Here is a 3456-nt window from a genome sequence, read left to right as displayed (position 1 = left end):
TTTTTTGAAGTTTTTTTTTAGCTTAACACCTACAGTGGTTAGAGGAGGGATTCTCCACAAAGAATGGCTTTATTGGCAGGATTGCATTCTTAGCTTAACACCTATGGGCAGCGCCCCCCGGCTCAATGCGCTCCTGGCCCCCTTCAGAACCCCCTGCAAAGGGAGGGGCGAGGCGCCCCGGCCACGAAGAAGTCCCCTTGACCCCGTAAAAAATGCCGTGTGTTTTGTATGTAATCCAATCGAAATCTGCTATGGTGTTTGTCCAGCTCTCTGACATGTGGCGGTGTCCCCTCTCAACATTGCAGATGCCCTCAAGGCAATTTTACGGACGGTGAAAGGCCCAAACAGGCAGCGGACATAATGGTCATCAATGCGGTAGTTAAGCAGAGAAATCAGGTGTCTGTAGAATGTATCTTTGCCCTGAAACGTTTCGTGAAACATTACTTTTCCTTATTGCTACATTTGCCGGAAGTTGAGCAATCATGGCAGTGACCATGTTTTTTCCAAAGCGATCTGTATAGTATGAAAAGCGAACCGAGTACGATTAGCCCGGCGAGCAAAGCATCCCAATATCCCACCTTAGCCCCCTATTTTTAGGAACGTACCTGTTTGGTAGATGAGCAATGCCACAACCCAAGCCAGTGCAACCCCATACACAAGGGCAACACCAAACCACTTCCACGTACCAAATTCGTGCTTAAAAGCTACGGCAGTCACCATACAGGGCATATACAGCAGAACAAAGGCCATAAAGGCATAGGCGCTTAAGGGACTAAATGCCGTTCGTATGGAAGCTTGTAACTGTTTGTCCTCATCTCCTTCAGTCTTGGATGCAATGCTTGCTATGTTGAAGGTCGAAAACAAATTTGAGAGCGATTCCTTGCCTGCCTGAAAAAAAGATACGAAGACTTGTCTGACGTCATCAGCAAAGGAGATATCTTTGTCCATCTCTTTATGGGTATTCTCGTTTGCGTATATCTCGCCCATAGTAGAGACAATGATCTCTTTTGCTATTACCCCGGTTATCAGGGACGATACAGCCTCCCACTCGCCAAATCCAAGGGGTTCAAAGATTGGAGTCAGAGCCTGCCCAGCCCTTCCGAGGTAGGAGTCCCTCTTGCTCTGTACACCCCAGGGGAGGTTAAACAAAAACCACACAAGCACGGACATGGCAAATATATAGGTGCCGGCCTTTATGATAAAATGTTTTGCCTTCTCCCAGCTATGTATCATCAAGTTATGTAGCGATGGCAACCTGTATGGGGGCAGTTCCATTATAAACATAGGCTGTTCACCTTTAAAGAGCGTGTTTTTAAAGATATTTCCCATCAGCACGGCAAGCACAATGCCAAGCACATACAGCGACCACAGGACTGTCCCCGAATGCGTATCGAAAAAGATACCCACAAAGAGCACGTACACAGGCAGTCTTGCACTGCATGACGTAAGGGGTATGAGCAGGGCCGTGAGGATTTTATCTTTTTCACTTTCCAGGGTTCTTGTAGCGTAGATGGCAGGGACGTTACAGCCAAACCCCAGGAGCATTGGGATGAAGGACTTTCCGTGAAGCCCCAGCGTGTGCATTACACCGTCCATGACAAAGGCGGCCCTGGCCATATACCCGCTCCCCTCTAAGAAGGTGATAAAAAACATCATGGAAAAGATAATAGGGAAAAACATAAAAACAATCCCCACTCCCCCAATGACGCCTTCTGTCGTGAGCGATACACACCATTGCGGAGCGCCTGCCAGGGTCAGCAAAACCGTTACCCATCTGGTGAGCGGACCGCTTATAACAGTGTTTAACCAATCTGAGAATGGGGATGACAGGTCGAATGTTAACTTGAACATCAACCACATGGCAAATAGAAACAGAGGTATGCCAAGGAGCTTATTTAACGCCACGCTGTCTATCTTTTCGGTTAGTTCGACATTGATAGTGTCCGGCTTTGCAAGTATCTCACGTGTGAGACCTGCGGCTAAAGAGTATCGTGCGTCAGCCAATACCTTGGCCACATTTTCCCCGTGGGCACCCCTGATATGCTCCGTGGCCTGCGCTACAAGGCCGTCTACAGCCAGGGACCTGAACTCCCCGATTATGACGGCATCTGACTCCATCAGCTTATAGGGCAACCACGTGAGGGGGTATTTCCCTGCCGCCTCCGGATGAAGGGTCAGGATTTTATCCTGCAAATAGCCTGCGGCTGCATCAATGTCACTACTTAAGGTGAGACGCTTTGGTCTGCTGCTGTGGTCATCGACTGCCGCAACTACGGCCGCCAGGAGCTTGTCCACGCCCACCTTCTTTTTTGCCACAGTGGGGATGACCGCAACGCCAAGCATATGTGCCATCTTCTCTGTGTCTATTCTGTCCCCTCGCTTTGTAGCCTCATCATAGATGTTCATGGCTATGACAACAGGTATGTCAAGCTCCATGAGCTGGATAGTCAGATTGAGGTTGCGCTCCAGGTTCGTTGCATCTACAACGTCTATGATGCAATCAGGCTTTTCCCTGGTGAGAAAATCCCTGGCAATGATCTCTTCCTGCGAATATGGAGTCAAACTGTACGTGCCAGGCAGGTCAACCAACCTTATGTCCCTCTGCTGGAAATTAAAAGTAGCCTCCTTTTTTTCCACAGTAACACCAGCCCAATTTCCTACATGGAGCCTCGTGCCTGCAATGGCATTAATCAACGTAGACTTCCCGGCATTAGGGTTTCCGGCCACCGCTACCGTTATGGTCTTTCCCACTGAGGTGGGTTTATGTAAAGTGGCCTCGAACATCAGGCCATTCTCTTTACGGTGATGTCCATGGCCAATGCCCTTGCCAATGCAATCCTTGTGTCATCGACCTTAAAAAGGATAGGTCCTCCACCGGCATTATTAAGCATCTCAACGACCTTCCCTGTGCGTACGCCAAGTTCCTGTACTCTGCCGGAGTTGCTTGTTTTGGCAACTGTTTGTTTTCTCACATGTGAATCAACTATTTCTGCCCGTTCCCCCTTCTTCAAAGAGCCTAATGGTAGTGTCATTGTCCTCTCTGTCAGTGCTGTTTCCATGTTTGTTGCTCCTTTGTTGTTTTTATATTTATTACCGCTGTATACAGCGGGCGGTTTATTTTTTCGGTTCTGCGTTGATAATAATAATGATAACCGTTATCAATTGCTTAAGCGTAACATAAACTTTTATACTTGTCAATCGTTTTTTTGTTGAACACATAAAGAAAGTATAGTTACCGGATATCCTCATCCTCACGGATGGTACAGTGCAGGTAAGCAAGGGAGCATAAACATGTATAACATCACCAGCCTTATGGGGTCAAGGGGACTTCTTCGTGCCAGGGGCGGCTCGCCCCTCCCCTTGCGGGGGGTTCTGAAGGGGGGCGGAGGGGGTGGGGCACGATTTTCCCGCAGCGGGTCGCACCCGCCCCTGTCACAAACCGCCCCTTTCTTTCTT

The 3456-nt window shown here is 48.7% G+C and carries 2 protein-coding genes; both read right to left on the bottom strand.

Annotated features, from left to right (window positions below):
• Positions 1–579 precede the first annotated feature (579 nt).
• Positions 580–2784, bottom strand: coding sequence for a ferrous iron transport protein B (gene feoB / locus HWQ67_RS14760; RefSeq protein ID WP_218253455.1), 2205 nt, complete (start codon positions 2782–2784; stop codon positions 580–582).
• Positions 2784–3059, bottom strand: a complete 276-nt coding sequence (locus tag HWQ67_RS14755) for a FeoA family protein (RefSeq protein ID WP_218253454.1) — start codon at positions 3057–3059, stop codon at positions 2784–2786. Before HWQ67_RS14755 ends, feoB begins: the two co-directional genes overlap by 1 nt.
• Positions 3060–3456: the final 397 nt, after the last annotated feature.

Origin of the sequence: Candidatus Magnetobacterium casense, assembly GCF_019173545.1 — a bacterium.
GTDB classification, from domain to species: Bacteria; Nitrospirota; Thermodesulfovibrionia; order Thermodesulfovibrionales; family Magnetobacteriaceae; genus Magnetobacterium; species Magnetobacterium cryptolimnobacter.
Note: the sequence above shows the minus strand (reverse complement) of the source record. Positions and strands in the feature narration are given on the sequence as shown.